Raw genomic sequence first — 26,288 nt, 5'->3', positions numbered from 1 at the left:
TTTACAAATTTGAGAGAACGTAGGCTAAATGATCAAGCAGAATGAACATACTTTGAAAGGGCGCAGGGGTTCAGTAAAATTCCTCAGTAGACAAACTCGGTGAAAATGTATTTGTCTCCAATTTTATAAGGGTTTGTATAATTTACACGTTGATTGGAATGAAAGGCACTCGCTTTCCGCTGTTCTTTAGCCTGCCAGGTCTACCTTGGACACGCTTTTTCCTCAGAAATCTCGAATGTTCCAATCAACTTTGTTTAAAATTTAGAGAGAACCCCTTTTGTAATCCCATTCCGCGGTAAGTTTATAAAAGATATGCTTTTTTGTATTGGGAATTTTAACCAAAACAATCAGTTTTTTATTTTTGGAAATAATATGATTTAATGGAAGATAGAGAATGAATGGAAGGGTGAGTGTTTTTGAGCAAACCAAAAGTGTTGGCCATTACCATCGCATCAGCTTTTATCGGCCTGTTTTTTTTATTTTGTCTTGGATGGGCGATTTTGGACCATTATGGAAAGGGAACTTCCGATAAGGAAGTGATTGAAGAAACCGCCATTAAAAAAAATGATTTTCCCGATGATTTTACGGTAGTTGCGATAGGCGATTCATTGACCCGCGGCACAGGTGATGAAACAGGGAAAGGTTACGTTGGACTTGTTATTGAAGATTTAAAGAGTGAGTACAATAGAAAACCAATCATTCATAACCTGGGAATTAATGGACAAGTGTCTAAAGAATTGGTACAGCAAGTTAGACAACCGGAAGTGAAGCGCCAAATCCAGGCTGCTGATGTTATTTTAGTTACAATCGGGGGTAACGATTTATTTCAAAAAGGCAGGACCCTGCTTGAATATGATCGTGAAGCTATTACGGTATCCCAAAAGAATTTCTTGGGAAATTTACATGAAATTTTTAAAGATATCAATAAAGTCAATGATACAGCTACCATTTTGTTGCTTGGGCTGTATAATCCGTTTATAGATTTGGATGAAGACTTTGATACGAACCGCATTGTACGGGACTGGAATAATGAAACGGCGGAAGTCGTGGCTCTTTATGAAAATGCCATTTTCGTTCCAACTTTTGATTTATTTCAATTGTCGGTAAATGAGTATTTGTATTCAGATAAATTTCACCCTAATAAGAAGGGATATCGTTTAATTGCTGATAGAGTTGCTCCTTTAATAAAATGGGAGGATGTGGAACGATGAAAAAGGTGACATTGTCCGTCAGGGACTTGAAAAAAAGGATTGGCAAAAGGGAAATTATTAAAGGAATTGATTTTGAGCTGAATGAAGGGGAAGTTTTCGGCTTTTTAGGACCGAATGGAGCAGGCAAGACGACGACGATCCGCATGTTGGTCGGTTTGATTAAGCCGACCTCGGGTTCCATCCATATATGCGGGTATGATGTTCGTCAGGACTTTACAAAGGCTATGAAGCAAATGGGCTGCATCGTTGAAAATCCAGAGTTATATCCATTTTTGAGTGGGTGGGATAATTTGCTCCACTTTGCAAGAATGTTACCTGATGTTGATGAAACAAGAATGGACGAGGTTGTTGAACTCGTCGGTTTGCAAGCGAGAATTCACGATAAAGTGAAGACTTATTCATTAGGAATGAGACAGCGTTTAGGAATCGCGCAGGCCATGCTGAATAGCCCTAAACTATTGATTTTGGATGAACCGACTAACGGGCTAGATCCTGCCGGAATCCGTGAAATGCGGCAATTCATCAGAAAGTTGGCTGAAGAAGATGGTATGAGCGTTCTAGTTTCCTCACACTTGTTAGGTGAAATCCAGCAACTTTGTGACCGAGTCGCAATCATTAAAGGTGGGGAAATTATTAAAACGGATACAGTGGAGAACTTATTATCCACGCAGGAGCGGATATTTTGGCGGGTGGAACCTATTCAAAAGGGCGCGGAAATACTTAGCAGCTTCACCGAAATCACCTTAGATCAAAAATATATCATTACAGCCTATGATGAACTCAAGACACCTGAATGGAATGCTGCTCTTAACCAAGCAGGCGTAAGGGTGCATGAAATGAATCGAAAGCTCCCGGGATTGGAAGAATTGTTTTTGCAAGTTACGGGGGGAGGTGCGGGCATTGAATAACTTGGTCCAAAATGAAATGATGAAGTTGCTGGCAAAGAAACGGTTAATCATAATCGGTCTTATCGTTGGAATTTTAGTCCTGATGTTTACATATGCCCAATACAAACAAGTGGAAGAGCAGCGGGAGAAGTTGGGAACTGATGATTGGCGTGCAGCTCTTCAGCAGCAAATCATTGATACTCAAAATCGATTGGGCTCCAATAGGATGCTCGATGAATGGCGTGAACAGCTGCAAGTTAGTCTGAAGCAGCAGCAATATTATCTCGATCATGATATCAATCCCTCAGAACCAGGCGCAGCTACTTTTACACGCATGTTTTTGGAAAATGCAATCGATTTGTTCATTCCGCTGTTAATCATGATTGTGGCTAGTGATATGGTTTCTTCCGAAAATAGTCAAGGGACAATCAAGCTTTTACTGACACGGCCAGTGGAGCGCTGGAAAATCTTATTGAGCAAATATGTAACATTATTATTATCGGTTTCGATTATCGTGGCGGTGACAGCCTTATTGTCTTACCTATTATCGGGTATCGTTTTCGGATATCAAGGTTGGGGAGCCCCTGTAATAACCGGATTTGAATTGAAGGGGGCTGACGTGGATGTCAGTCAAGTAAGGCTAGTGGAACAATGGAAATTCCTATTGATGGATTTGGGACTTGTCTGGCTGGTGGCGGTTGTTGTAGGGACCCTTTCTTTCATGCTTTCGGTACTGGTGAGAAGCACCCCTGCAGGCATGGGTATCATGCTGGCTGCATTGATTTCCGGGGCTATATTGAACAATATGGTTTCATCATGGGAATCAGCGAAATATTTCTTTATGGTGAATTTGAAATTGACCGCTTATATTAGCGGAACGGCTCCGCCAATAGAAGGGATGACTTTATTATCCTCCGTCATTACTCTGCTCGTTTGGTGGGCGCTTGCTTTAATTGTATCTTTTACAGTATTTACCCGGAGGGATGTATACTGAGAAACAGCCTATATAAATTATAAGTTGCTTCTGTTTGTTGATATAATTAATTCGGAAGTGCTGCGCCCTGAACCATGATTTTTAAAAAAAGAATCGGTTTAACTGTCTAGTCAGTCCAAAGATGCTTACGGCGAGTCGATTGGCAAACAGTCGGCGGAAAGGGAGCGGATTTCTGAAATCAACTCCACCTTTTTAAAAAAAATTGTAGGCTCGCTTTCGAATTTGCCTGCAGTCTGAACAGCCTATAAAAATTATAGGTTGTTTTTTATTTTCTCGTACAGGGTATCCTTTATAAAAAAGTATGTTCAAAATAGGAGGATTATAAATGGATGATCATCATTTGAATGAAAAATTCATGCCAATGACTTCAGTTTCCAGTGGAGATATACAGATTATAAATGAGGATATATATTGTCTGTCCGTCCAAATCGTTAATGTAATTTTTGTAGGGTCACCCAAGGATGATAAATGGGTATTAATAGATGCAGGGATGCCACGTTCAGCAGAGGCAATAAAGAATACTGCTGAAGAAATATACGGACCGCAAAAACCACCTGCTGCAATTATCTTGACACATGGACATTTCGATCACGTTGGTGCACTTATTGAGTTAATGGAGTATTGGGAGGCTCCTGTTTATGCCCATATTAAAGAAATGCCTTATTTAACGGGACAGGAAAATTATCCCGAACCGGATCCAACTGTTGAAGGGGGGATGGTCGCCAAAATCTCATCGATATTTCCGAATGAGGGAATCAACCTTGATGAAAAAGTTCAGCCATTGCCTGATGATCATAGTGTTCCCGGGCTTCGTGATTGGAAATGGATTCACACCCCAGGCCATTCGAAAGGACATATTTCACTTTTCCGTGAAAGTGACCGGAGTTTGATTGCTGGAGATGCTTTTGTGAATGTCAGGCAAGATTCCCTATACAAGGTTATCACTCAGGAGAAAGAAATAGCAGGACCGCCTCGGTATTTAACAACCGATTGGGAGGCTGCCAAAGAATCGGTACGTCTATTGGAAAGTCTGAAGCCTGCTGTTGCCATAACGGGGCACGGGTATCCTGTTGAAGGGAAAGAACTGGAAATGGGTTTAGCGAAGCTTGCAAAGGAATTCGATTCATTAGCTAAACCGGATCATGGGAAATATGTGGATTGAAGGGTGACCGTGTTTAATGAATAATTTCTCTACAAAAGTCAAAAATAAACAAGCAACTTATGAAAAATGGAGGGATTTCTGTGACTAATTTAAGAGATATCATGACAACAGACGTTGACTGTTGCACTGCGGAGGATAATATATATGAAGCAGCAGTCAAAATGAAGAATGGTGATGTTGGTGTCATTCCTGTATTGGAGAATAACCATTTAATCGGTGTCATTACAGACAGGGATATCGTCATTCGCTGTGTTGCCGAGAAAAAGCCAAATTCGACTAGAATTACCGATGTTATCTCCACCAATCTTGTAACAGGTACGCCTGATATGTCAGTGGAGGAAGCTGAGGAGTTAATGGCTACCGAACAAATCAGAAGGCTCCCTATCATTGAGAATGAAAAGCTGGTCGGTGTCGTGGCATTAGGTGATCTTGCTGTACACCAACAGACAAATTCAATGGCTGGAGATGCTTTAAGTTCAATTTCCGAAGACAGAGATCAAATTCAGCACTAAAAATCAAAACTCTGTTAGCTGCTGCTAACAGAGTTTTGATTTTTAAAGATACTTATTGAACCAGTCCTTGATTTCCTCAACATGTTGCAGGCGCATTTTTGGGGATCCGCTTCGCGATACCTCATGAGTTTCATTTGGGAATGAAACAAGTATGGCTTCTTTATTTTGCCGTTTTAAAGCGACAAAAAATTGCTCGCTCTGTTCAATGGGACAGCGGAAGTCCTTTTCTCCGTGAAGTAAAAGTAAAGGTGTATCCACAGTGGAAACATATTTTAATGGAGAGTGCTGCCATAGTTTTTCAGCAGAGTTAATGATATCGCCGCCAACTTCCCATTCTGTAAAATAATAGCCAATGTCGCTGACCCCATAAAAACTTAGCCAGTTACTGATACAACGCTGAGAAACAGCCGCCTTGAAGCGGTTGGTATGTCCGATGATCCAATTTACCATGAATCCTCCATAACTTCCTCCGGATACCCCTAACTCTTCATCGTCTATAAAATCATACGTAGCTAGAACGTGATCGACTCCAGCCATTAAGTCCTTATAATCCATGCCTCCATAGTCGCCACGGCAGGCGTTTACAAAGTCCTGGCCATATCCTACACTCCCTCGCGGGTTAGTGAACAATACAGTATACCCTTCATTAGCCAAGGTCTGGAATTCATGAACATAGGTATTAGCATACATCATATGCGGTCCGCCATGGATTTCTAAAATGAGCGGATATTTTTGACTACCATTAAAACCGTTCGGTCTCATGATCCAGCCGTGAATGGTAAGCCCATCGACTGATGGAAAAGTAATGGGTTCAGCCATGGACAAATGTTTATCCTTCAAAAACTCCTCATTAACAAAACTGATTTGTTCCTTATCACCATTGGTAAGGTTATAAGCAAAGAGATCGCCAGGATGAACAGGTGTACTGATGGCCACGACAGCACGGTGGCTTTCGGGATCTATAGTCAGGCCGTATATATGCTGCGGGTCAAGGATTGATGGATACATGGCTCCTTCAATGGAACCATAATATACTCCGGTATTACCATAATCACTTATTAAAAAGTAAAAACCTTGGCTATCGTTTGTCCACAAAATACCTGGGTCGACGGCTCCGATTTGGAAATCCCCTATTGCGGAATCTCCAATTTGCACGTCCCATCCGTCGGTCAAACACTTAGTCGTTTGGTCCATGATGGAATATAACCAGATATTTGAAAAGGTCGCACCGGCAAATTCTTTATTATGGCCTATGAAAGATAGATATTCGCCATTTGGAGACCATTTAGGATCTCTAAAGAAACCTGTACTATCCGTAATTTTCTCTAAAGATGTCGTATCAAGATCCATGATGAAAATATCTGAAAAAAGTTCATCATCACTTCTTTCTGCATCTCCGCTTATGAATGCAATACGTTGTCCGTCTGGAGACCACGCATTCGGAAGATGATCAATATTGTTTTCCGTCAGCAATGTGAATTCTCCCTTAAAAATGTCCGCTATTACAAGCTGCTGATATAACTGATCAAAATAGCCTCTCCCATCCCATTTGTACTTGATCCGGTCATACCTATTAACTTCTTTGGATAGATCATTTTCATTTACCGTATTAAGGTTTTCGCCTTCCTTTAACCCGGTAGAAAGCAGTAACTTGGTGGAACAAGGGGACCAAATTGGCTTTGATGCGCCGTTGACGAAATGGGTGAGCTGGCGAGCTTCCCCGCCAATGCTCCCGATAATGTGGACTTGTTTTTTTCCTGATCTATCTGATATAAAGGCGATATGCTTGCCGTCGGGGGACCAGGCTGGTGATGTATCACGATTATCCCCAAACGTCCATTGCTTTGTTTCATTCGTAATCAGGCTGAACATAAACAGATTGGAAATGTATTTTTCCGTTTTTTCATCTATTCTGGTTTGGACATAAACCGCCATGCTGCCATCCGGTGATAGCTTAGGATCGGTTACTGATTTCAAGTGAAATAAGTCTCTTGCTGTTATACCTATTTTGTTCATCCTTTTCACCCTTTCATTTCTCATAGTTATGTATTTCGCTAAAGAGAAATAAAATCCTTTAGTAAATGGTAAACGCGTCATGTTTATTTATCAAGGACGAAAGAAATGAAAATAATCCGGCCTTTTTATCAGGTCGGATTATCTGGATATATCGGCAAAAACTTACAATTACTTATGCATATGTCCTGTATGCGGACGGTGCGGCGGTATTTGGAAATTATGTTCTTCCATCATTTTATAATGTTTTTCAAAATGTGAAACCATTTTATCGGCTTCTTCTTTCGAAAGCGCGCCATACTCAACATATTTTTCGATCAATATCTTTTTGTCAGCAAGTATTTGTTTTTGGATCTTAGCGATTTCCGATTTTTGAGCATCAGTGAATTGTACACTTTCAGTCTTTGCTTTATTTTCCTGTGCAGCCGGATGATTAAGGTTGACTAAGAATAGGGAACAAGCTGTTAAACAGATGACGAAAAACTTTTTCATGAACGAACGACTCCTTCTTTTTAATGATTTTTTCTGCATAATTAAAGAAATGTAGAACCTTTAAAAACTTGAAAGTCTCTTCCTGATGGTGAATGATAATCAATATGGAAGATTCCTCATTTCTCTATTATCATTTACAGCATTTACAGTTTTATGTAAAAAATAAGGGGGAGGTTTGTTAGAGAAAGATATGGGTATTTTAAATGTAAGTGGAATTCTTATTTAAAAAGTCCTTTAAAAGGGAAGAAAGGGGGATTATCATGATTTGGACGATTATTGGTGTAATAATATTATTATGGGTTCTTGGTTTAGTCTTCAAAGTGGCTGCAGGCTTTATACATATCTTGCTTATCATCGCGGTCATTCTCATTTTGGTTAAGGTTTTTAAGGGAAGGAATCGAATGTAGAGGTGTATTGAATGACTGACCTGGAAAAGCTTTTAAATACCAATCTAAAGTCGGCCTGGTGAATAGGTCGCATAAAATTGTAGACAATTTGATCTCCACTCCAGGCACTCGCTTTCCGCGGGCGGTCCGGGAGTCTCCTCGGCGCCCTTGCGCCTGCGGGGTCTCCCGGACACGTTTTTCCCGCAGGAGTCTCGTACCTTCCGTTCCAATCAACTTTGTTTAAAATTCAGATAGAATCCTTTTTATGTACAAACTGAGGCGGCCTGGTGAACAGGGCGCCTTTTAATTCAGGAAACTGTCAATCATAAGGAAGTGGATGGCCTAACAGCCTCTTATGAATCCATATCGCTGACTGGGTGCCATCTCCCATGGAAATGGTGACTTGTTCGGAATGGGCAACGAGGTCGCCGCCTGCCCAGACTCCTTTAATATTCGTTTCTTTAGTCCGGGGATGAACCACGACATGATTGTTTTCATTGACCTGCACACCTAATTGTAAGGCTAGGCCATTATTAAGCTTGTTCCCTTTAAACGCCGTAAATGCCTTTTCAGCTCTGATAATTTTACCAGATACTAATTCTATGCCCGTTAACTCCTGATTGGCATCGACATGAACCTCACAAACTTCCTCTTCAATTACGGGAATGTGATTTGCCGTTAACTTATCTCTATACTCATCATCAATTTTAGATTTCAAATGGTTTACGTAAATGATATCTTTTGACCAATATAATAGAGTAAGCGCCATGCCTGCACCCGTATTTCCGCCACCAAGAACAACGGTTTGCTTATCCATGATCTCATACCCATCACAGTCAGGGCATATATATGTGGATGTCCCAAGAGTTGAATAGATGTTTTTGATTGGAGGAATGTTATCGGTAATGCCAGTACCAAGAAAAATCATTTTTGCTTGATATTCCCTGTCATTTTTAGTTTGGATAAAAAACTTGTCCTGCTTTTTTTCTAGAGATGTCACTGTATCATCCATGAATTCGACACCGAATTTTTCAGCGTGCTGCCTACCAAGGGTCCTTAATTGTTTCCCGCTTACCCCGTCTGGCCACCCAAGAATGTTATGGTATGCCTTGGCAATGGAGGAGCGGCCTTGAGCAGAATCAATGACGATAATATCATGTTTATATCTTCCTAGCTGGATGGCTGCCTGAATCCCGGCTATACCTCCACCAATAATAATGCAATCTGCTTGTTTCATGAATTCACCGCCCATAAATTTGGAATAAACCTAGTGTTATTCTATCTGTAAAAAATATACCACTAGTCGCTGGAGCTTAAACAAAAAAAAGGAGGAAGTCCGCATCTGGCAGATCTTCCTCCCTTATCTTTAGCCTATATCATTGATTCTGTATTGGGTCGAGCCATTCTTGTGCCCAATTTTGAATTTCGTTCATAACCGGTGCAAGGGCCATGCCTTTATCAGTTAAAGAATATTCAATCCTGACCGGTGTCTCTGGATATACGTCCCTTTTAACAATACCTTCAATTTCCAAGTCCTTTAAACGTTCAGAAAGAATCCTGCCGCTTATCGGGAATGCAGATTCAATATTACAAAACCTTTGAGGGCCATTAAGTAATTGATTGACAATCAATCCAGTCCAGCGTTTACTCAAGATTTGCATTCCTTTTTCAAATCGTGGACAAAGTGTCGTATTATTCATCATATCACCTCATTATTAATATATTATAATGCATTTACCTCATATGTAACAACTTTACCGAAAATTATTTAGTTACTAGAGATGTTATAGTATAAGAAATTCACGAGCTTACTTTAAGTATTATGAAAGGGATTCCGCCTCGGATTTGCCACATTTTTTAAAAAAGCGTGCTTTTAAAAATGTGTTGTTTAGAGATACCATGTAAAATATGTTATTTTAATATTGAAGTCAAAGTTTTGCAAATGGAAGGATCCGTGGGAAAGATGAGTGAGTTACTGCAAGAGGCCGTATCCTTTATCAGGACAAGTTATCCGGAATTATTGAAAACGGAAGAGGACATAAATGGCAGGATCGAACAAATTAAAAAGGAAATAAGTGAAACAGGCAGATATGAACATACATATGAAGAATTGGTATATGGTGCTAAATTAGCTTGGAGGAATAGCAATCGTTGCATTGGGCGCTTTTTTTGGGAATCACTAAGGGTGATTGATAAAAGAATGATTCAAAGCGAAGAACAAATGGTATCGGCCCTCTTCGAGCATATCGAATATGCTACGAATAATGGGAATATCAGACCTGTGATTACAATTTTCAAACAGAAAGATCATGATCGAAAAGTGGATATTTGGAATCATCAACTTATTCGTTATGCAGGATATGAGACGGAACATGGTGTAATCGGCGATTCAAGTTCAATCGAATTCACCAAGCGATGTATGGCATTAGGGTGGGAAGGGAAATTCGGACCTTTCGATATTTTACCCCTTGTAGTCCAAGTGAACGGAAAAACCGCTAGTTTTCATGATATACCTGAAAGCCTCGTTAAAGAGGTTCAAATCACCCACCCTGAACTGACATGGTTCGAAGATCTTCAACTAAAATGGTACGCAGTTCCAATCATATCTGGTATGAGGCTGGAAATTGGCGGTATTACTTATTCAGCTGCACCATTTAATGGGTGGTACATGGGAACGGAAATCGGTGCTAGGAATCTTGCTGATGAAGAACGCTACAATATGCTGCCGGCAATCGGTGAGAGGATGGGCCTGGATATTAAACGTGATTCGAGTTTATGGAAAGATCGAGCCCTTATCGAACTGAATGAAGCAGTCCTTCATTCGTATAAAAAACACGGAGTCAGCATTGTTGATCACCATACAGCAGCTAAGCAATTCAAGAAATTCGAAGAAAAAGAAGCCTCATATGACCGGAAAGTAACGGGGGATTGGACCTGGTTAATTCCACCGGTGTCACCAGCCACGACCCATGTTTTCCATCAGCCATATAACAATGAAATAATGAAACCTAATTTCTTTTATCAAATTCCTCCATATAAATAAAGGTTTACATGAACTGGCGGCGGGTATATATACAGTAAGCCAAATAAATAAGGGGGAAGGTAATGATGGCATTAGGAAGAAACGCGGTATTACTAGGAGTCGGAGTTGCCGGAGTCTCATTTTTATCGAATAAAACGAACAGAGGAAAAGTGAAGGACATGTGGTCCAATGCAAAAGCAAAAACGGTAGGTTTATGGAATAGGACGGCTTCAGAGCTGGATCCTGTAATTGAAAAGGCGGGTCACCCTGATCCATACGATCATGATGACAATAAAATGGTGGACGAAGGCGCCATGTACGGTGTTCACTATTATAATAATGCTAAGCATGGATAAAGTTAATCAGAATCGCTTGGGGCTACCCAGGCGTTTTTTTTGTAGTGGCATTTTATTTATCAATTGATAAAAGTCAGATGATTACGAATTCTGAACAACGATTCAAGGTATTAAATTCTTTATTGTGCTTTAAATGAATAAGGATTAAGATAAAAGAATCGAAAGGAAGTGGATACGAGTGAGCAGCAGTTCTTATGATCCTGAACCCAGAAAGCAAGAGGAAGCCAATATGATGCTAGAAGTCGAGACTGTTATTCTCCCTGAGTATCTGCTCGAAGAAGGTAAATAAGGCTTTCTCTATAGAAGAGGAGGTCAAAAAATGATTGAAATCTACAAGACGGATGATAACCGTCACCTGAACAATATCGAGGAAATGACAAAAGGTTCCTGGGTGAACATTGTCGCGCCCACAGAAGCTGAAATAGATTATATATGCTCGACTTTGAAGTTACCGATCAATTTCATGAAAGATCCACTCGATGATGAGGAAAGACCGCGAATCGAAAAAGAGGATGATAATGTTTTAATAATTGTCGACTTCCCATATTTGACCAGGGATGAAGCCGACTTACCGATTTTTGAAACGATTCCCATAGGCATGATCTTTACCAAAGACTGTTTCATTACGGTATCTCTGAAAGAAACTCCGATATTGGCGAATTTCAAAAACAATAAGATCAAAGGATTCTTCACCAATAAGAAGACGAGATTTGCTTTACAAATATTATTCGAGATTTCATCCTATTATTTACGTTACCTGAAACAGATTAACAAGATGACTAATGAAGCCGAACGTGAATTACATCAGTCGATGAAAAATAAAGAATTATACACTTTCCTTGCTTTGGAAAAAAGCCTGGTTTATTTTACGACATCATTGAAATCCAATCGTGTAGTCCTTGATAAGATCCTCCGATTTAATTATCTGAAAATGTATGAAGAAGATAAAGAATTGCTTGAGGATGTAATCATCGAAAATGCTCAGGCTATCGAAATGGCAGAAGTGTATCTATCCATTCTTAGCGGTATGATGGATGCATTCGCTTCGATCATTTCCAATAATGTCAATAATGCCATGAAGTTTCTAACATCAGTGACCATTATATTAACGCTTCCGACGATGGTGGCAAGTTTTTACGGAATGAATGTGGAACTGCCATTTGAACATAATCGGTTTGCTTTCATTTTTACATTATTAATTGCCATCACTTTGGCGGGGACGACTGCATTCATTTTTTGGAAGAAAAAATATTTTTAAGATTAACCGGCTAATTAAGCCGGTTTTTATTATGGGTTTGTGCAATTTGAACATTGATTGGAACGTAGGGCACTCGCTTTCCGCGGGCTGTCCGCCCTCGGCGCATTTGCGCTTGTGGGGTCTCTCATGGACTCGCTTTTCCCGCAGGAGTCTCGCACCTTACGTTCCAATTATAGTTCAACTGGTGCGAGAACCATTAGGTTGATGCTGCCAAGCATATTTTTGTTTTATTCCTCAAAAAAATCAGAAAAACCTTCACTGTTAATGCGATCTGTATAAGGGTTTTCATCATTTACATTCTTTGCATCCAAATTGGTTTTAATCACTAAACGGGGACTCTGTGACGCTTCTCTTATGATACGATCGTTCAACTCTTTAAAATCCGGTACATTCTTATTGCCGGGTTTGTTTGGTTCCAATAAAACCACCTCCATTTTTATCTTTGCAATAAATGATGGGGTGTATTCATGAATATTCTTAGGTTTGGGAAGGATAAAGGACTGAGGAGGAGATCAAGATGACCAAATGGAACGAGCAAGCATCTCGCAATAATAATTTAAGGGCAAGTGATTTAAACCCAGATGGAGCCGGAAAAGGAAAAATGGATTCAAAAACAATTGATGGAGATCAATTGAATGATCTAAAGATCCAAGAGGAAATCAGAAAGCAAAATATGTAAGAGAAGTCACTGATTTTAATGTAAAACAAAAAAGAATCATGCAGCGGAAAACGCTTGGCGGATAAACCAAGCGTTTTTTTCGTATCATGGTTTGAATTTCATGGTTGATTTAGGATTCACTTTTATCAGGTACGCTTTTGCTTTTTAAGTGAAGAGGGTTGAGTGAAGGACCCGGTTTCTTTTGTAGTGGTACCTTGCCCCTCTACCTGAGAAGAACCTAAACGAGTTTGTGAAGCATCTTTCTTGTTTTTTCCATTCATGTTTATCACCTCGATATTACTTTTCCTATTTCCTTTGCATTCTATACATATATTGAGGGGGATAAGGACAGGTTAGAAGGTAGAGGAGGTGTGTGTTGATGTCAAGAATCGGTGTTGAAGAATCATTAACGAATATTCAGGAAGCACTTCGTGAAAAAGGTTTTGATGTTGTGGAAATTAAACAAGAAGCTGACGCAAAAAACGTGGATTGTTGTGTGGTAACAGGTTTGGAAAGTAATGTGATGGGTATAAGCGATACTTCATTAAAAGCGTCTATCATTGAGGCAAATGGTTTAACGGCTGATGAAGTGTGCCGCGAGGTTGAAAATAAAGTGAATACCATTCAATAGTTCAAAAAGTGCCTAAACCAATATAGGGTTAGGCACTTTTTCCGTTTATTCAAGGTTACTGTGCTATGGAAATTTCCGCAATCAACTCCACTGCTACATTCCCTTTGATCGCCCGGGAAATCATACATGAAGTCTCGGCTTTTTCAGCAAGTCTCCCCGCTTTTTCAACCACTTTTTCAGAAGTACCCGGCACCAATATAAGTGCGGGGCGATGAATGATTTTCTTATAGGTGAATACACCATTCGTAACATCCACTAACGCTTCCGATTGCATGGTCAAGCTCACCTTTTCTATATGGGACCGCTCTAACATGGCAGCATAGGTAATGATATAGCAGGTCGATGCCGCTCCAAGCAGCATTTCATCGGGATTAGTTCCAATCCCTGGTCCTTCCATTTCCGTAGGAATGCTTATCTGTGTTTGAAGATTCCCTGAATGAATCGTGCCGCTATCATTTCTGCCGCCAGGCCACTCCGCAGTTAAATGAAAGTGATGTATTGTCATTTTTTAACCTCCTTACTATTCTATAGTGTAAACGACAAAACAGGTTAAGTATCCGATTTTGCTCAATCAGTCAAATAATCCAGCGATTTCCAGAGTTTTTAAATTACCGCTGTGCGGATCTAAGAAATGAATTGATCAAATAAATTACCTCCCTGCCGAATTACGTTTCCAGCAGGCTCAATTTCTGCTAGCTGACAGAAGCATGCTTATTAAATATAAGATACATGTTGATGAAACAAAAGGCAGAGGCATTAGGCTATTTTAAGCACAATATTGGATAGGCTTTTCTATAATGATATAGACGGTTTTATATAAATAATACTTCATTAAGGAAGGGCTGAAAAGTTGACTACATTGAGTAATATGTTCGATTTGACTAATAAAACGGCTATCATTACCGGCGGCGGCAGAGGACTGGGCAAACAGATCGCCATGGCGTTGGGAGAGGCTGGCGCAAACATAGTCATTGCTTCACGAAATCTGCCTGTATGTAAGGAGGTATGTAAAGACTTGCAATCGATGGGTGTTAATGCCGTTGCCTTTGAATGTGATATCACCGATGTGAGCGCCATTGACCATGTCGTTCAGGAAACGGTTGCTCAATTCGGCACGATTGATATTCTTGTCAATAATAGCGGTACGTCTTGGTCAGGTCCGCTTTTGGATCTTCCCAAGGACAAGTGGGAAAAAGTAATGAATGTTAACGTTACAGGTACATTCCTGTTTTCACAGGCTGTAGCGAAGGTCATGAAGCAGCAAAATTCCGGAAAAATCATAAATATTGCATCGGTGTCTGGTCTTGGCGGGACGTTTCCTGAGCTTTTGGATACGATAGCTTATAACACCAGTAAGGGTGCCATCATTACAATGACCAAGGATTTAGGAGTTAAACTTGCTAGATACGGCATTCAAGTCAATGCAATTGCACCTGGATTTTTCCCGACTAAAATCACAAAGAAAATTCTTGAAAAGTCTAACTATGACATATTAGGTAAAACTCCGGCTGGCAGGTTTGGCGATGAAGATGATTTAAAGGGTGCCGCCGTTTTTTTAGCCTCACAGGCTTCTGACTATATGGTGGGTCATATTTTGATCATTGACGGTGGAATATCAGCATTAGTATAAACGGAGGAGAAAGGAAGGAAGAAATATATGGCGGAAAAATCCAATTTTTATAAAGGGCTTAAATTACTGGGCACACAAAAAGAGCAACAGCTGAATAGTAAAATTCAAAATCTGCTGAATAATCGCGAATTAATCGAAAGAGTGAGCAATAATGCGCAAATGCAGGTACCAAGAATAAATAGTCTTCAGGAAACCTCAGAAAGAATGTCCATCATCATGAATTATCCAACAAAAAAAGATGTGGCGAGTTTAGCGAAATTAGTCATCCAACTCGAAGAAAAAATTGATGGGTTGGAAGAATTGGTCTCTATACTAGTTGAGAATAGGGGCGGGAATGTCGGGGGTAATTCTTCAATTCGCAATAAAGGCAATGCCAATTCATCCCGCAGCATCAAAAAGAAATCAAGATTGGCATCCAATGAAAAGGAAGGGAGTAAAAAAAGGTTATCTGATTTTATAAATAACTCCTTATTGTTAAGCTCACAGCTGCCTGAGTTCAATTCAGTTGGTCAGGAGAATTCAAATGGCTAAGCGGAAAGTGCCGAAAAATCAATCTGAATCCAAAACTAAATGGCAACATTTATTGGATATTCCCAATCAGCCAATGCCTGAAATGGGACTGACTCCGAAAATAGCGGTGTGGAAAAAAAACAAGTCAACGCTTTGGTTTTATCCCTCAGCACAAAAAAAATATGATGTACCGGTTTTTCTTATATATTCACTAATCAATACTCCTTTGATTCTTGATTTATCTCCGGGGAATAGTTTAATAGAATCTTTTGTAAATGAAGGTTTTGATGTGTATTTGCTTGATTTTGGAAGCCCGGGCTTTGAAGATGGTGACATATCGATCGAAGATTATATCGTCGATTATATTCAAAAAGGAGTGCAGCGTGCAATACGTCACTCAGGAGCATCAGAAATTACAGTCATGGGGTTTTGCCTCGGAGGTACAATAGCCGCAATATATGCTGCCATTGCAGACGAGCCCATCAAGAATTTGATACTTTCCGTGACCCCGGTGGATTTCAGTGCCTCGGAATTTTTTGATCAATGGCAGGAAGCGTTAAAAGAAGGAACATCGGATTTTGACGAGACAATAGATATTTATCAAACGATACCGGCCAGTGCAGTTAAATATGGTATCAGGTTAATAACATCGCCCGTCTATATATCACCTTATTTATCTTTATTGAATCAAGCGGATGATGAAAAATACGTTCAAAACTGGCGCCGCTTCAATGCTTGGGCTAATGGGCATGTACCGTTATCCGGAGCAGCCGCAAAACAAATAACCAAGGATTTATTGATAAAAAATAGCTTGGTTAATGGTGGTTTTAAGGTAAGGGGAAAAAAAGCGAAGCTATCGAAAATTGATGCTAGTGTTTTGGTCATAGCAAGTAAGTATGATCGACTGGTCCCACAGGAAATGATTTATCCGGTAATGGAGCATTTAACATGTAAGGATAAGACATATAGCCTACTGAAAAGTGGACATGCTGCTAGACAATATTCCGGTGTACTCCCATATTATTTGAAGGAATGGCTTCCAGGGCGTTCTTCACCAATTCAATAAGATTAATAGGGGGATGTGAAATGTACGTGTTGAACGTCAGTGAGGATATCAAAATCATGCCGGTTGTTGAGTATATAGGCTTTGCGTCATTGATATTTTCAAAATTTTTTGCAACATTTCCGGATTACTAAAGCGAAATAAAATAAAAGGGCTGGCTCGTTAAGTAGAGCCAGTCTCTATTATATCATTGATAATATTTCACACGTTCTTCAAGTGGTGAGAAGTCTTTATCGCCAGGTTCTGCAGTGGGTTTTCCAAAAGGCAACTGTGCGATGAGTTTCCAATCTCGTGATATATCCCATGTCTTTCTCACTTCGTCATCGATTAAAGGATTATAATGCTGAAGGCTTGCACCAAACCCCTCAATTTCCAAGGAAGTCCATACGACAAATTGTAAAATGGCAGAAGATTGGTTCGACCAAATCGGAAAATTTTCGGCATACGTTTTGTATTGTTCTTGTAGCCTATTTATTTTGGCCTGGTCTTCAAAGAATAAAACCGTTCCATAACCATTTATAAATGATCTCATTTTTTCTTCCGTTTTTGTAAAATCTTTGCCATCGGCTGCTTTTTTTAATGTTTCTTTCGTGATATCCCATAATTGGTCGTGGCTTTGACCAGTTAATACAATCACTCTGGCACTTTGGGAGTTGAAAGCGGAAGGGGAGTATTGAACGGCATGATCGATAACTTCTTTAATCCTTTTATCAGGAACAACATGTTCCTTGCTAAGGGAATAATAAGAGCGTCTATCTTCAATTGCACTAAAAAAATCTTTAACCATATATCACAACCTCCATTCTTATACCGATTTATTTTGGCCTGTATTTTTTATTTTATGATAAGTGAATCCGGTTGAAATTATTTGAATGAAAATGGTTGACAATTTTATCACTGTCGTTTATCTTTAAATCAAGATATTTGCATTAAAAGTATTATGTTAGGTTAAATACCTTTAATTCGAGATATTATTAGCGGATTAATTCATCTCCGTAAGGGGAGATTTATAAAGATAGGAGTGGTACGGATGGAATTAAAAGGATTACATCATGTTTCGGCGATTACAGCAAAAGCGGGAAATAACTTTGAATTCTACACAAAAGTCTTAGGGATGCGATTAATCAAAAAAACGGTGAATCAAGATGATGTTCGTGTGTATCACTTATTTTATGGAGATCAAATTGGTTCACCGGGTACGGAATTGACGTTTTTTGAAATTCCGAATGCTGCCCGCACTCATGAGGGAAACAATAGCATTTCAGAAATTTCTTTAAGGGTGAGGGATGATGAAGCGCTAGGATATTGGAAAAAACGGTTTGTGGAATTCAATGTTGAGCACGATGAAATATCGAGCCGTTTTGAAAGAAAGGTGCTTTCTTTTAAAGATCCTGAAGGGCAGAGGCTTCTTCTGGTTTCCGATCAGGATAATAACGGCGTTGATGGAGGAGTTCCGTGGGATGGAAGCCCAGTCCCGCAAGAGTTTTCCATACTTGGATTAGGACCAGTAAAACTCACAGTACCCAATATTGAACAAACAGAAAGTGTTCTTATCGAGGTATTGGGGTTCAGGAAATCAGGCACATACCCATCCGCAATCAGGCGGCAAAATCCGATAGTCGTTTACGAGACAGGTGAAGGAGGAACTGGAGCAGAACTCCATATTGAAGAAAGGAATGACATACCTCGGGAAAGGCTGGGGAGGGGGGGAGTACACCATGTTGCCTTTCGGGTGGATGATGAAGAAGAATTGAGAAAATGGGTAGAAAAGATTAGTGAATCGAAATTCGTGAACTCGGGATATGTGGACCGCTTTTATTTCCGTTCACTCTATTTTAGGGAGCCGAATGGCATATTATTTGAACTAGCTACTGATGGACCTGGTTTTGAAGTGGATGAAGCTGAGCAGCATCTAGGTGAGAACCTTGCCCTGCCACCTTTTTTGGAATCGAAAAGAAAGGATATTGAATCGAATTTAAAACCACTTAATACAAAATCAACTAATTAATCAACGGGAAAGGAAGTAATCGGCATGCAAAAGCAAAATGCAGGGATACATCATATAACCGCAATTGTAGGCAATCCTCAAGAGAATGTGGATTTTTATGCTGGAGTATTGGGAATGCGTATGGTGAAGAAAACCGTTAATTTTGATGATCCAGGCACCTATCATTTATATTTCGGAGATGAATCCGGTTCACCGGGCACAATCATCACTTTCTTTCCTTGGCCTGAGGCATACCGAGGGACAATTGGCTCCGGACAAGTGGGGATTACAACATATGCCGTTCCGGAGGGTTCAATGGGCTTCTGGGAAAATCGTTTGGGTAAATTTAATATAGACTTTGAAAAGGTTTCACGTTTCGGTGAGGAATATCTTGAGTTCCAAGACCCACATGGTTTGCAACTTGAACTGGTTGAGCGTAAAGAAGGTAAAAATAGCGAGTGGTCATTCGGCGGTGTACCAGCTGATAAGGCGGTCAAGGGTTTCGGCGGAGCTGTATTATTGACGTCAAAACCGATCAAAACGATGGAACTATTAGAGGAAGTGATGGGCCTTCAAAAGGTTGGGGAAGAGGGCGATTTCATCCGCTTCAAATCCACATCGGATATCGGCAATTTGATCGATGTTAAAAAAACGGTTTTACCAAACGGTAAAATCGGAGTGGGAACTGTCCATCACATTGCATGGCGTGCGAGCGATAATGAAGATCATAAAGAATGGAGGGAGCATATCGGTAACCATGGCTATGGTGTGACACCCTTTACAGACCGACAATACTTCGATGCGATTTATTTCAGGGAAGATGGAGGCATACTCTTTGAAGTTGCCACAGATCCACCTGGCTTTGCTCATGATGAAACGAAGGAAACGATGGGCAGTAAATTAATGCTGCCGCCATGGTTGGAAGAAAAGCGGGAAGTTATGGAAAAAACGTTACTGCCGGCAGTGCCGAGACTACTAGAGGAGGATAAATGATGAAACATATTTTTCAAAAAGGAAGTAATCCAGAAGCTCCGTTACTACTGCTGTTACATGGCACTGGAGGAACGGAAACAGATCTCTTGCCATTATCCGAAATGGTTTCACCGGGTTCGTCCGTACTGAGCGTACGGGGAAATGTACTTGAAAATGGAATGCCCCGTTTTTTCCGACGGTTAGCTGAAGGGGTTTTTGATGAAGAGGATTTGATTTTCCGAACGAAGGAGCTTTATGACTTCTTGGAATCAGCGTCCGGAAAATATGACTTCGACCGTGACAGAGTGGTGGCATTAGGTTATTCCAATGGTGCAAATATAGCGGCAAGTTTGCTGTTCCATTACGAGGGGGCCTTACAAGGAGCGATTCTTCATCATCCAATGGTTCCAAGACGAGGGATTGCTTTGCCGTCCCTTTCAGATATACCTGTATTTATAGCTGCAGGTAAAAACGATCCGATTTGCCCGGCAGAAGAAACTGATGAACTTAATCAACTTTTACAGCAAGCTGGCGCTACAGTTGAAGTTCAGTGGGAAAATTACGGTCATCAGTTGACACGTTCAGAGGTTGATGCAGCAGGTTCATGGTTTCAAAAGAACTTTTTATAAGAATGAGGGGGAATGAAGATGATTTCTGTTAACCCTGAAAGTCTGACTGAACGGGATAATTATAAGTTTTTGACTGGAAGCATTATACCGAGACCTATAGCGCTGGTTACGACACAATCCGAAACCGGTACAATCAATATAGCGCCGTTCAGCTTTTTTAACATAGTCAGTTCAAATCCTCCGATGATTTCCATTTCTGTTCAACGGAAAGAAGGAGTTTCAAAGGATACAGCCCGAAATGCAATTCAAACAGGTGAGTTCGTTGTTCATATCACTGACGAAAATAATGTTGCTGATGCAAATCGAACGGCCAAGGAACTCCCATCTGAAGAAAGTGAATTGGGTCTTACTAATTTCAGGCTGGCTGTTAGTGATAGGGTATCCGTACCAGGATTGGAAGAAGCGAAGGTGCGTTTTGAATGTACATTAGAGCAATCGATTCCATTGGCAGGTTCCAAGAATGAACCTGGTTGTGATTTACTGATAGGGAAAATAGTCTGCTATCATATAGAGCAAGATATTTACCATAATGGCCGTATTGACCCGAATGGGCTAAAACCTGTAGCAAGATTAGCAGGTCATACTTATACAAAACTAGGGGAATTATTTGAAATAGAACGTCCTTAAGGAAAAAGAAAAAAATGGCGACATCTTTTAAGATGTTGCCATTTTTAAGACCAAAATGACCCCGGTTAGTTTTATTTGCCATTATAATACGCTTAGCGCCTGTTCCAAAAATAAGCAACCTTTTAATATTAATGCCGCAGACGCCATGATCGTTAGCATTTAAAAGGAAGTCTTTACATTCCGAAACAAAACTTGACAAATTTTTCATAGATTGATACAGTTATAAAAAAATAATTTCTTATCCAGAGAGGTGGAGGGACTGGCCCTATGAAACCTCAGCAACAGGTCTACAAAGACACTGTGCTAATTCCAGGGGGTGAAACCTTGATAGATAAGACCGTACGTGTTTATTTGTCAGTAACGCACTCTTTTTTAGAGTGCGTTTTCGTTTTTTCTGGATGCAAGATTAAGGAGAGTAAGAATGGATAACAAAAGGAAGCATGATTTTCAAAGGCAAATGCAAGCACGGCATATAATAATGCTATCGCTTGGCGGGGTGATTGGAACTGGTTTATTCTTAAGTTCGGGTTATACGATTCAACAGGCTGGTCCGTTCGGAACCATCCTTTCGTATCTGATTGGTGCATTGGTGGTTTATCTAGTCATGCTATGTCTAGGTGAACTATCAGTGCATATGCCCGAGACAGGTGCGTTTCATAGTTACGCAGCCAAATACATCGGACCAGGGACAGGGTATACAGTAGCCTGGTTGTATTGGCTAACCTGGACTGTTGCACTAGGTTCGGAATTCACGGCTGCAGGATTGTTGATGCAGCGATGGTTTCCATCGATCAGTGTCTGGATATGGAGTGCTCTATTTGCCATTTTGGTTTTGGCATTAAATGCGTGGACCGTTAAGTTTTTTGCTGAATCCGAATTCTGGTTTGCGTCTATAAAGGTATTTGCTATTGTAATATTCATTATTCTGGGAGCTGCGGCAATGATAGGTTTCATTCCAATGATTAACGCACAATCAGCTCCGTTATTTTCCAATGTTACAAGTGCAGGTTTATTTCCAAATGGTGCTTTTGCCATTCTAATGACGATGCTCGCGGTGAATTTTGCATTTTCTGGAACTGAATTGATCGGAGTTGCAGCTGGAGAAACTGTGAATCCGGAAAAAACGATTCCAAAGGCAATCCGTATGACATTATGGAGATTGATTATCTTTTTTGTAGGTACCATCGTTGTTTTATCCGCATTATTGCCTGTTTCGGATGCAAGCGTATTAGAGAGCCCCTTTGTTGCCGTTCTAGAACGAATTGGAGTGCCATATGCAGCGGATATTATGAACTTTGTTATATTAACTGCCATTTTGTCCGCTGCGAACTCAGGACTATATGCCTCATCCAGGATGCTTTGGTCACTTGCAGATAAGAAAACTATTTCACCAATATTTGCAAAATTGACAAAACGGGGTGTTCCCTTGAATGCAGTCCTTTTCAGTATGCTGGGCGGTGTTTTAGCACTTTTCTCGAGTATTATTGCGCCGGATACTGTATATATAGTGCTTGTATCCATTTCTGGACTAGCCGTGGTTATAGTTTGGATGAGTATTAGCGCGTCACAGTTTCTATTTCGCAGACGATATATAAACGAAGGAAACTCAGTTAATGATTTGGCTTATCATACACCATTATATCCATTCGTACCAATCGTTTCATTTATGCTATGTCTTGCTTCTTGCATAGGAATTGCATTTGATCCTACACAAAGAATAGCACTATATTGTGGCATTCCGTTTATTTTGTTTTGCTATGGAAGTTATTATCTGACACAAACCATAAAGAAAAGAGGAGTAGACCATGAAAAATAAAATTAACCCAATTGAAGCAATTTTACAAGGTCATTCAGTTATGATTTTGGACGGAGCTTTAGCTACAGAGCTTGAAAGTCATGGGTGTGATTTGGACGATCCCCTGTGGTCTGCACGTGTATTACTTGAAGATCCAGAAGTGATTTACCAGGTGCACTCTGACTACTTTCGAGCTGGTGCTGACTGTGCGATAACGGCAAGCTATCAAGCAACGGTTGAAGGTTTCGCCCTCCGCGGAATACAAGAAAAAGAGGCATTAGATCTAATCAGGAAAACGGTTTTACTAGCAAGAAAAGCAAGAGATGACTTTTGGAAGGAAGAATATCAAACGATTAGACCTAAGCCATTGGTTGCTGCATCAGTTGGACCTTATGGGGCTTATCTTGCAGATGGTTCAGAGTATGTTGGGAATTATGGTGTTTCAGATGAAACTTTGGCGGCATTTCATCGCTCACGAATATCAGCTTTGATTGAAGCAGGAGCTGACATTTTAGCATTTGAAACGATTCCTTCCCTGCAAGAAGCAAAAGTATTACATTCATTATTGAAAGATTATCCAGAAGTTTATGCTTGGCTGTCCTTTTCTTTGAAAAATGAAAAAGCGATAAGTGACGGCACATTGCTGGAGGAGTGTGCCAGATTGTTTGGGGACAGTGAGCAAATTGCCGCAATTGGCATCAACTGTGCGCCTGTATCAGTTATCACGGAAGCCATACAGGTGTTGCGTGCAAACACGAATAAACCAATTATCGTTTATCCGAATTCCGGTGAATCATATAATCCAGAAACTAAAACATGGCATGGTCCAGAATCATGTAATAGGCTCGATGTGAAATCTGAAGATTGGCACCATGCGGGGGCAAATATAATTGGAGGATGTTGCAGAACCGCTCCTCATCATATTGCGGGCATTTCAAGAAAGTGGCGACCTTCCGTGGTAACGTTCTCCTAGCCTTTTTTGTTATCAAAAATATTGTTATTAAATATGTAAGTAGTCGGGAAACCTATAAACAAAAAGAACAGGAATTTGGCGGTTCCTGTTTTTTTTGAGCTCTTTATTCAGATTCGAGTAATTTGAAAGGATTGAATTATTAATTTCTTGACACTTCAGAAATAAGTCGCGCAAGATCAGCTGGAAATTACAGGTAAACCAACCCTTTTGCAAAAACTGTAAAAAGAGAAATTAAATCATATTTTTTTCGTGCTTGGGAAAACTAGACAAACAATGAATGGAAAGGAGAGAATGAGTTATGAGTCGTGGTAAAAATTTTAATCATAAAGAAAAAGGACATCCAGGAAATTTACCCAATAATAGAATTAGCGAAGAGAAGGAACACAGCCGCCAGTATGAACAGATTGAGGATATTGTCACTCATGAAGCTTTCAAGAATAGGGAAAAAGAAGATGAAATGCCTTAAAATATGGAAATGCAGCATATCTGTTGAAACATTATATTGAGGAATTTTCCATTTCTTTAAGGATTCCAATAATAGAAGCACATGAATTAAGACATAACGCTCACTTCATGTTGCTTCTTTTTTGATTAATTCACCGGGGGAAACCATGATCTTTGCCATGTTTTTTCTTTCCTTGCAAATAGATAAAGAGGGAAAATGAATAAGTCTAAAGAGGACAACAGAAAATGAATGATTTTTAAAAAAAACCGACTATCTTCTATATATTAGTTAATGAAATTTAAATTTCTAAACAAGGAAATAATTACGTGCAACCGTCAAAATGGGCGAACCGACTATCCTAATTGATGAAAGCCGCGGTATATTACAGTTATAATGAACATGTCAGGCAGTATAAGAACCTGCTGAAGAAGTACGGTTCTTTTACCAAACCAGTTTAAACTCAATGTCTGCCTATGTTTCATTTTGTTTATCGCGATTTATTTCCACTTCCCGTTTAGCTCTAATAAAAGCGATAAATTGAATCGTTTCCTCTTCAGAAAGGGAAATTCCATCTACAGCTAGCTTCATATCTGGTAAATCCGTTAATTCCATGACTTGAGGCGACTCATTATCCATATCCTTAGATTGATAATCTACTCGACCCAGAATGTAATCAGTTGAGGTATCATATAAGCCTGCCAATAAATTAATCGTTTCTAATGAAGGGCGGCGGTGGCCCGATTCGTAACCGGCATAGGTACTTTTGGCGATTCCGAGCCTGTCAGCGGTATATTGCAAAGACCATCTTTTGGACTTCCTTAATGTAGTCAATCTATTTAAAATCATTATTATTACTCTCCTTTTATATAAATCCATTATAACATCATATTGAAAAAAGTGTACGCGTAATGAATAACTTTCGCTTGATTTCACTATGAAACATGACTATAATTACATGTGTTGTACGCGTTACATGAACATTTACAGCGGAAACATCCTTTTCTGAGATATTAGAATGATAGTGAAACAGGGAGGCTTATTAGGGGGTAGTATATTGGAAAAGTTAAAATCAAAAATGAAGAAGTTGATGTTGCTTACTACAGGTGGTACAATTGCATCGTTAGAAGGAAAAAATGGACTTGTTCCAGAAATGAAAGCTGACGAAATTTTAGGCCACCTACCGGGATTGGATTTACTATGTCAGATTGATAGTAAGCCTTTGATGAATATTGATAGTACAAATATGCAGCCGGAAGATTGGACAGAAATGGCACAATCCATCCATAAGCACTACCATGATTACGATGGCTTTGTGATTACCCATGGAACAGATACAATGGCTTACACTTCTGCTGCGCTCTCATATATGTTACAAGATTTAGGGAAACCAATCGTCATTACTGGTTCTCAGGTCCCGATTGCCTTTAAAAAGACAGATGCCAAAAGGAATATCTCTGATGCGATCCGGTTTGCGTGTGAAGATATTGGAGGAGTATATGTTGTTTTTGATGGCAGAGTCATTCAGGGTACGAGGGCCATTAAATTGAGAACGAAAAGCTATGATTCGTTTGAAAGTATTAACTATCCTTATATTGCGACCATATTCAAAGATAAAATTGAGTATCTAAAGCCAGTTCATTCACGAAAGAATAAGGAAGCTAAGTTGGATGCTTCCCTATGTACTGATGTTGCTTTAGTCAAGCTGCATCCCGGTATTAAGCCTGAATTCTTTGATTTCCTGAAAAATCAATGTCGGGGAATCGTAATTGAAAGTTATGGAAGCGGTGGTATTCCATTTCAAGGAAGAAACATTTTAGAGAAATTGAATGAGTTAGTACAATGTGGAATATCCGTTGTCATTACTACCCAATGCTTAGAAGAAGGGGAAGATATGGATATTTACGAAGTGGGACGAAAAGTGAACAAGAATGTCATCATTCGTTCCAGGAATATGAATACAGAAGCCATCGTTCCTAAGTTGATGTGGATATTAGCGAAGACGCAGGATCCTAAAAAAGTGAAGGAAATGATGGAAACACCGATTGCAGAGGACATTACATTCTAGAACAAACAAA

At 39.9% G+C, this 26,288-nt stretch carries 31 protein-coding genes and 1 riboswitch; of the genes, 22 read left to right on the top strand and 9 right to left on the bottom strand.

All coding sequences use genetic code 11. The features are described 5' to 3' along the window. Positions 1 to 416: 416 nt before the first annotated feature. From AC2YHV_RS14340 to AC2YHV_RS14320, 5 genes are all read left to right on the top strand, one after another. Positions 417 to 1,211, top strand: coding sequence for an SGNH/GDSL hydrolase family protein (locus tag AC2YHV_RS14340; protein WP_063576019.1), 795 nt, complete (start codon positions 417 to 419; stop codon positions 1,209 to 1,211). Then, positions 1,208 to 2,119 carry an ABC transporter ATP-binding protein gene (locus AC2YHV_RS14335; RefSeq protein WP_063576020.1) on the top strand — a complete coding sequence of 304 codons (912 nt, stop codon included), beginning with the start codon at positions 1,208 to 1,210 and terminating at the stop codon, positions 2,117 to 2,119. The genes AC2YHV_RS14340 and AC2YHV_RS14335 overlap by 4 nt, the downstream gene beginning before the upstream one ends. Then, positions 2,112 to 3,092, top strand: coding sequence for an ABC transporter permease (locus AC2YHV_RS14330; RefSeq protein WP_034307282.1), 981 nt, complete (start codon positions 2,112 to 2,114; stop codon positions 3,090 to 3,092). Before AC2YHV_RS14335 ends, AC2YHV_RS14330 begins: the two co-directional genes overlap by 8 nt. Before the next feature lie 325 nt (positions 3,093 to 3,417). Then, the gene (locus AC2YHV_RS14325; protein ID WP_487373464.1) at positions 3,418 to 4,254 is read left to right on the top strand and encodes an MBL fold metallo-hydrolase; all 837 of its coding nucleotides are present in this window, start codon (positions 3,418 to 3,420) and stop codon (positions 4,252 to 4,254) included. Between the two features lie 80 nt (positions 4,255 to 4,334). Then, positions 4,335 to 4,766, top strand: coding sequence for a CBS domain-containing protein (locus AC2YHV_RS14320; protein WP_096339657.1), 432 nt, complete (start codon positions 4,335 to 4,337; stop codon positions 4,764 to 4,766). A 42-nt stretch (positions 4,767 to 4,808) separates the two neighbouring features. On the opposite strand, the gene AC2YHV_RS14315 is transcribed toward AC2YHV_RS14320, so the two are convergent. Both AC2YHV_RS14315 and AC2YHV_RS14310 read right to left on the bottom strand, forming a co-directional pair. Next, entirely contained in the window at positions 4,809 to 6,782 is a 1,974-nt protein-coding gene (locus tag AC2YHV_RS14315; RefSeq protein WP_487373463.1) for a S9 family peptidase, read from the bottom strand. A 168-nt stretch (positions 6,783 to 6,950) separates the two neighbouring features. Continuing rightward, on the bottom strand, positions 6,951 to 7,271 hold the full coding sequence (locus tag AC2YHV_RS14310; RefSeq protein WP_048678029.1) for a YckD family protein: 321 nt from the start codon (positions 7,269 to 7,271) through the stop codon (positions 6,951 to 6,953). 260 nt (positions 7,272 to 7,531) lie between these two features. On the opposite strand from AC2YHV_RS14310, the gene AC2YHV_RS14305 reads away from it, so the two are divergent. Next, the gene (locus AC2YHV_RS14305) at positions 7,532 to 7,678 is read left to right on the top strand and encodes a lmo0937 family membrane protein (RefSeq protein WP_106027466.1); all 147 of its coding nucleotides are present in this window, start codon (positions 7,532 to 7,534) and stop codon (positions 7,676 to 7,678) included. Between the two features lie 298 nt (positions 7,679 to 7,976). On the opposite strand, the gene AC2YHV_RS14300 is transcribed toward AC2YHV_RS14305, so the two are convergent. After that, entirely contained in the window at positions 7,977 to 8,894 is a 918-nt protein-coding gene (locus AC2YHV_RS14300) for an NAD(P)/FAD-dependent oxidoreductase (RefSeq protein ID WP_057277911.1), read from the bottom strand. Positions 8,895 to 9,033: 139 nt separating this feature from the next. After that, positions 9,034 to 9,357 (bottom strand): catDE operon transcriptional regulator CatR, encoded by a 324-nt coding sequence (gene catR, locus AC2YHV_RS14295; RefSeq protein ID WP_063576024.1) that lies wholly within the window; start codon positions 9,355 to 9,357, stop codon positions 9,034 to 9,036. A gap of 263 nt (positions 9,358 to 9,620) precedes the next feature. Here catR and AC2YHV_RS14290 point away from each other — a divergent pair, with 263 nt between their 5' ends. The 3 genes from AC2YHV_RS14290 to AC2YHV_RS14280 all read left to right on the top strand — a co-directional run bounded on the left by AC2YHV_RS14290 (position 9,621) and on the right by AC2YHV_RS14280 (position 12,293). Further along, positions 9,621 to 10,700 (top strand): nitric oxide synthase oxygenase, encoded by a 1,080-nt coding sequence (locus tag AC2YHV_RS14290; protein WP_487373462.1) that lies wholly within the window; start codon positions 9,621 to 9,623, stop codon positions 10,698 to 10,700. A 62-nt stretch (positions 10,701 to 10,762) separates the two neighbouring features. Beyond that, complete coding sequence (locus AC2YHV_RS14285; RefSeq protein WP_098185239.1) at positions 10,763 to 11,035, top strand: hypothetical protein; 273 nt, start codon at positions 10,763 to 10,765, stop codon at positions 11,033 to 11,035. A gap of 319 nt (positions 11,036 to 11,354) precedes the next feature. Next, the gene (locus tag AC2YHV_RS14280; RefSeq protein WP_034307265.1) at positions 11,355 to 12,293 is read left to right on the top strand and encodes a magnesium transporter CorA family protein; all 939 of its coding nucleotides are present in this window, start codon (positions 11,355 to 11,357) and stop codon (positions 12,291 to 12,293) included. Positions 12,294 to 12,520: 227 nt separating this feature from the next. Here the strand turns inward: AC2YHV_RS14280 and AC2YHV_RS14275 are convergent, their stop codons facing one another. Beyond that, on the bottom strand, positions 12,521 to 12,712 hold the full coding sequence (locus AC2YHV_RS14275) for a hypothetical protein (RefSeq protein ID WP_063576027.1): 192 nt from the start codon (positions 12,710 to 12,712) through the stop codon (positions 12,521 to 12,523). A 98-nt stretch (positions 12,713 to 12,810) separates the two neighbouring features. On the opposite strand from AC2YHV_RS14275, the gene AC2YHV_RS14270 reads away from it, so the two are divergent. Beyond that, positions 12,811 to 12,972: a hypothetical protein gene (locus AC2YHV_RS14270; RefSeq protein ID WP_170946911.1), complete on the top strand. Its 162-nt coding sequence runs from the start codon at positions 12,811 to 12,813 to the stop codon at positions 12,970 to 12,972. A gap of 125 nt (positions 12,973 to 13,097) precedes the next feature. Here the strand turns inward: AC2YHV_RS14270 and AC2YHV_RS14265 are convergent, their stop codons facing one another. Continuing rightward, positions 13,098 to 13,232, bottom strand: a complete 135-nt coding sequence (locus AC2YHV_RS14265) for a YuzL family protein (RefSeq protein ID WP_095392115.1) — start codon at positions 13,230 to 13,232, stop codon at positions 13,098 to 13,100. Between the two features lie 98 nt (positions 13,233 to 13,330). Between AC2YHV_RS14265 and AC2YHV_RS14260 the strand changes: the two genes are divergently transcribed. After that, entirely contained in the window at positions 13,331 to 13,582 is a 252-nt protein-coding gene (locus AC2YHV_RS14260; protein WP_034307261.1) for a YkuS family protein, read from the top strand. Between the two features lie 55 nt (positions 13,583 to 13,637). Here AC2YHV_RS14260 and AC2YHV_RS14255 read toward each other — a convergent pair whose 3' ends face one another. Next, on the bottom strand, positions 13,638 to 14,087 hold the full coding sequence (locus AC2YHV_RS14255) for an OsmC family protein (RefSeq protein WP_063576028.1): 450 nt from the start codon (positions 14,085 to 14,087) through the stop codon (positions 13,638 to 13,640). Positions 14,088 to 14,450: 363 nt separating this feature from the next. Between AC2YHV_RS14255 and AC2YHV_RS14250 the strand changes: the two genes are divergently transcribed. Genes AC2YHV_RS14250 through AC2YHV_RS14240 form a run of 3 tightly spaced genes read left to right on the top strand, consistent with a single transcriptional unit; the run spans position 14,451 to position 16,788 of the window. After that, positions 14,451 to 15,212 (top strand): SDR family oxidoreductase, encoded by a 762-nt coding sequence (locus AC2YHV_RS14250; protein ID WP_098865274.1) that lies wholly within the window; start codon positions 14,451 to 14,453, stop codon positions 15,210 to 15,212. A 27-nt stretch (positions 15,213 to 15,239) separates the two neighbouring features. Next, complete coding sequence (locus tag AC2YHV_RS14245; protein WP_268565790.1) at positions 15,240 to 15,743, top strand: hypothetical protein; 504 nt, start codon at positions 15,240 to 15,242, stop codon at positions 15,741 to 15,743. After that, entirely contained in the window at positions 15,736 to 16,788 is a 1,053-nt protein-coding gene (locus AC2YHV_RS14240; RefSeq protein ID WP_487373461.1) for an alpha/beta fold hydrolase, read from the top strand. Before AC2YHV_RS14245 ends, AC2YHV_RS14240 begins: the two co-directional genes overlap by 8 nt. A 184-nt stretch (positions 16,789 to 16,972) precedes the next feature. Here AC2YHV_RS14240 and AC2YHV_RS14235 read toward each other — a convergent pair whose 3' ends face one another. Next, positions 16,973 to 17,572: a nitroreductase family protein gene (locus tag AC2YHV_RS14235; RefSeq protein ID WP_063576031.1), complete on the bottom strand. Its 600-nt coding sequence runs from the start codon at positions 17,570 to 17,572 to the stop codon at positions 16,973 to 16,975. 243 nt (positions 17,573 to 17,815) lie between these two features. Between AC2YHV_RS14235 and AC2YHV_RS14230 the strand changes: the two genes are divergently transcribed. From AC2YHV_RS14230 to AC2YHV_RS14200, 7 genes are all read left to right on the top strand, one after another. Further along, the gene (locus AC2YHV_RS14230; protein ID WP_487373460.1) at positions 17,816 to 18,793 is read left to right on the top strand and encodes a ring-cleaving dioxygenase; all 978 of its coding nucleotides are present in this window, start codon (positions 17,816 to 17,818) and stop codon (positions 18,791 to 18,793) included. A gap of 24 nt (positions 18,794 to 18,817) precedes the next feature. Then, positions 18,818 to 19,765 carry a ring-cleaving dioxygenase gene (locus AC2YHV_RS14225; protein ID WP_487373459.1) on the top strand — a complete coding sequence of 316 codons (948 nt, stop codon included), beginning with the start codon at positions 18,818 to 18,820 and terminating at the stop codon, positions 19,763 to 19,765. Next, positions 19,765 to 20,373 carry an alpha/beta hydrolase gene (locus tag AC2YHV_RS14220; protein ID WP_098865280.1) on the top strand — a complete coding sequence of 203 codons (609 nt, stop codon included), beginning with the start codon at positions 19,765 to 19,767 and terminating at the stop codon, positions 20,371 to 20,373. The genes AC2YHV_RS14225 and AC2YHV_RS14220 overlap by 1 nt, the downstream gene beginning before the upstream one ends. A gap of 18 nt (positions 20,374 to 20,391) precedes the next feature. Then, entirely contained in the window at positions 20,392 to 21,000 is a 609-nt protein-coding gene (locus AC2YHV_RS14215; RefSeq protein ID WP_403191867.1) for a flavin reductase family protein, read from the top strand. 235 nt (positions 21,001 to 21,235) lie between these two features. Beyond that, a riboswitch (SAM riboswitch) is annotated at positions 21,236 to 21,338 on the top strand. Positions 21,339 to 21,421: 83 nt separating this feature from the next. Further along, positions 21,422 to 22,816 (top strand): S-methylmethionine permease, encoded by a 1,395-nt coding sequence (mmuP, locus tag AC2YHV_RS14210; protein WP_063576036.1) that lies wholly within the window; start codon positions 21,422 to 21,424, stop codon positions 22,814 to 22,816. After that, positions 22,806 to 23,768 (top strand): homocysteine S-methyltransferase, encoded by a 963-nt coding sequence (mmuM, locus tag AC2YHV_RS14205; RefSeq protein WP_487373458.1) that lies wholly within the window; start codon positions 22,806 to 22,808, stop codon positions 23,766 to 23,768. Before mmuP ends, mmuM begins: the two co-directional genes overlap by 11 nt. A gap of 298 nt (positions 23,769 to 24,066) precedes the next feature. Then, positions 24,067 to 24,234, top strand: a complete 168-nt coding sequence (locus AC2YHV_RS14200) for a hypothetical protein (RefSeq protein WP_162878727.1) — start codon at positions 24,067 to 24,069, stop codon at positions 24,232 to 24,234. Positions 24,235 to 24,684: 450 nt separating this feature from the next. Here the strand turns inward: AC2YHV_RS14200 and AC2YHV_RS14195 are convergent, their stop codons facing one another. After that, the gene (locus AC2YHV_RS14195; RefSeq protein WP_106027413.1) at positions 24,685 to 25,059 is read right to left on the bottom strand and encodes a helix-turn-helix domain-containing protein; all 375 of its coding nucleotides are present in this window, start codon (positions 25,057 to 25,059) and stop codon (positions 24,685 to 24,687) included. Positions 25,060 to 25,288: 229 nt separating this feature from the next. Between AC2YHV_RS14195 and AC2YHV_RS14190 the strand changes: the two genes are divergently transcribed. Next, positions 25,289 to 26,278: an asparaginase gene (locus tag AC2YHV_RS14190; protein WP_063577719.1), complete on the top strand. Its 990-nt coding sequence runs from the start codon at positions 25,289 to 25,291 to the stop codon at positions 26,276 to 26,278. The last annotated feature ends 10 nt before the right edge of the window (positions 26,279 to 26,288 follow it).

It is taken from the genome of Peribacillus sp. SRI_006 (genome assembly GCF_057586375.1).
Note: the sequence above shows the minus strand (reverse complement) of the source record. Positions and strands in the feature narration are given on the sequence as shown.

Coding starts and splice junctions, on each gene's coding strand:
- AC2YHV_RS14335 (WP_063576020.1), top strand. CDS start 1,208: ATGAAAAAGGTGACATTGTCCGTCAGGGACTTGAAAAAAAGGATTGGC.
- AC2YHV_RS14325 (WP_487373464.1), top strand. CDS start 3,418: ATGGATGATCATCATTTGAATGAAAAATTCATGCCAATGACTTCAGTT.
- AC2YHV_RS14315 (WP_487373463.1), bottom strand. CDS start 6,782: ATGAACAAAATAGGTATAACAGCAAGAGACTTATTTCACTTGAAATCA.
- AC2YHV_RS14310 (WP_048678029.1), bottom strand. CDS start 7,271: ATGAAAAAGTTTTTCGTCATCTGTTTAACAGCTTGTTCCCTATTCTTA.
- AC2YHV_RS14305 (WP_106027466.1), top strand. CDS start 7,532: ATGATTTGGACGATTATTGGTGTAATAATATTATTATGGGTTCTTGGT.
- AC2YHV_RS14300 (WP_057277911.1), bottom strand. CDS start 8,894: ATGAAACAAGCAGATTGCATTATTATTGGTGGAGGTATAGCCGGGATT.
- catR (WP_063576024.1), bottom strand. CDS start 9,357: ATGAATAATACGACACTTTGTCCACGATTTGAAAAAGGAATGCAAATC.
- AC2YHV_RS14290 (WP_487373462.1), top strand. CDS start 9,621: ATGAGTGAGTTACTGCAAGAGGCCGTATCCTTTATCAGGACAAGTTAT.
- AC2YHV_RS14285 (WP_098185239.1), top strand. CDS start 10,763: ATGATGGCATTAGGAAGAAACGCGGTATTACTAGGAGTCGGAGTTGCC.
- AC2YHV_RS14280 (WP_034307265.1), top strand. CDS start 11,355: ATGATTGAAATCTACAAGACGGATGATAACCGTCACCTGAACAATATC.
- AC2YHV_RS14270 (WP_170946911.1), top strand. CDS start 12,811: ATGACCAAATGGAACGAGCAAGCATCTCGCAATAATAATTTAAGGGCA.
- AC2YHV_RS14265 (WP_095392115.1), bottom strand. CDS start 13,232: ATGAATGGAAAAAACAAGAAAGATGCTTCACAAACTCGTTTAGGTTCT.
- AC2YHV_RS14260 (WP_034307261.1), top strand. CDS start 13,331: ATGTCAAGAATCGGTGTTGAAGAATCATTAACGAATATTCAGGAAGCA.
- AC2YHV_RS14255 (WP_063576028.1), bottom strand. CDS start 14,087: ATGACAATACATCACTTTCATTTAACTGCGGAGTGGCCTGGCGGCAGA.
- AC2YHV_RS14250 (WP_098865274.1), top strand. CDS start 14,451: ATGTTCGATTTGACTAATAAAACGGCTATCATTACCGGCGGCGGCAGA.
- AC2YHV_RS14245 (WP_268565790.1), top strand. CDS start 15,240: ATGGCGGAAAAATCCAATTTTTATAAAGGGCTTAAATTACTGGGCACA.
- AC2YHV_RS14240 (WP_487373461.1), top strand. CDS start 15,736: ATGGCTAAGCGGAAAGTGCCGAAAAATCAATCTGAATCCAAAACTAAA.
- AC2YHV_RS14235 (WP_063576031.1), bottom strand. CDS start 17,572: ATGGTTAAAGATTTTTTTAGTGCAATTGAAGATAGACGCTCTTATTAT.
- AC2YHV_RS14230 (WP_487373460.1), top strand. CDS start 17,816: ATGGAATTAAAAGGATTACATCATGTTTCGGCGATTACAGCAAAAGCG.
- AC2YHV_RS14225 (WP_487373459.1), top strand. CDS start 18,818: ATGCAAAAGCAAAATGCAGGGATACATCATATAACCGCAATTGTAGGC.
- AC2YHV_RS14220 (WP_098865280.1), top strand. CDS start 19,765: ATGAAACATATTTTTCAAAAAGGAAGTAATCCAGAAGCTCCGTTACTA.
- AC2YHV_RS14215 (WP_403191867.1), top strand. CDS start 20,392: ATGATTTCTGTTAACCCTGAAAGTCTGACTGAACGGGATAATTATAAG.
- mmuP (WP_063576036.1), top strand. CDS start 21,422: ATGGATAACAAAAGGAAGCATGATTTTCAAAGGCAAATGCAAGCACGG.
- mmuM (WP_487373458.1), top strand. CDS start 22,806: ATGAAAAATAAAATTAACCCAATTGAAGCAATTTTACAAGGTCATTCA.
- AC2YHV_RS14200 (WP_162878727.1), top strand. CDS start 24,067: ATGAGTCGTGGTAAAAATTTTAATCATAAAGAAAAAGGACATCCAGGA.
- AC2YHV_RS14195 (WP_106027413.1), bottom strand. CDS start 25,059: ATGATTTTAAATAGATTGACTACATTAAGGAAGTCCAAAAGATGGTCT.
- AC2YHV_RS14190 (WP_063577719.1), top strand. CDS start 25,289: ATGAAGAAGTTGATGTTGCTTACTACAGGTGGTACAATTGCATCGTTA.